Genomic DNA, 642 nt, shown 5'->3' with positions numbered 1-642 from the left:
CGTCCTCGTCGGCTTGCTCCTCACGGGGTTCTCGGTTGGCGCAGAGTTCGATCTCGCCGCCTACCTCGTCGGCCGACGTTTCCCACTGAAACGCTATAGCACGACCTTCGGCGGCGTGTACGCGGCCGTGGCGATTGGTGGCGGTGTTGGCCCGTTCCTGGCGGGACAACTCTTTGATCATTCGGGCAGTTATGTGTATTGGCTCTATCTCGCAGCCGGGGTGCTTCTAGTCGCCGCATTGATTTCCTTTACGGAACGAAGCGGCACACGCCTGGCTACGCGAGCTGCAGTGCCAGCTGGAAGCTTGAGGGATGACAAGTGATAGCCCGCGAGTTGGAAGGGCGTTTCCGGGAAGTGTGAGCGAAGTCTCTGATGCTTCACGGGTAAAGCTGTGAGCAAGATGGCGCGATGTGGGGCCGCGTGCATTTGGGTTAGCCCAACGAGTAGCTCTGAAGAGGTTGAGCATGGAGAATCTGGATGTGACGGTGCTGCGAAAGCTGCGTGATTGGCGTACGGCCGGAAAGCGGGCCTTGCTCGCGACCGTAGTTCGTACTTGGGGGTCGTCGCCCCGTCCGGTTGGCTCAATCATGGCCTTGTGCGAAAGCGGTGCGGTCGTGGGCTCCGTTTCAGGAGGCTGCATTG

General features: G+C 60.3%; 2 protein-coding genes. Both read left to right on the top strand.

Going from position 1 to position 642, the window contains the following annotated elements:
- A partial coding sequence (locus tag AC1DS3_RS39315; protein ID WP_477129457.1) for an MFS transporter occupies nt 1-322 on the top strand: 322 nt, incomplete at its 5' end.
- A 142-nt stretch (nt 323-464) separates the two neighbouring features.
- The coding region (locus AC1DS3_RS39310; RefSeq protein ID WP_477129458.1) for an XdhC family protein at nt 465-642 on the top strand (178 nt) is incomplete at its 3' end.

This window comes from Cupriavidus sp. 01L46 (assembly GCF_056399905.1).
This window is presented reverse-complemented; position numbering and strand designations above follow the sequence as displayed.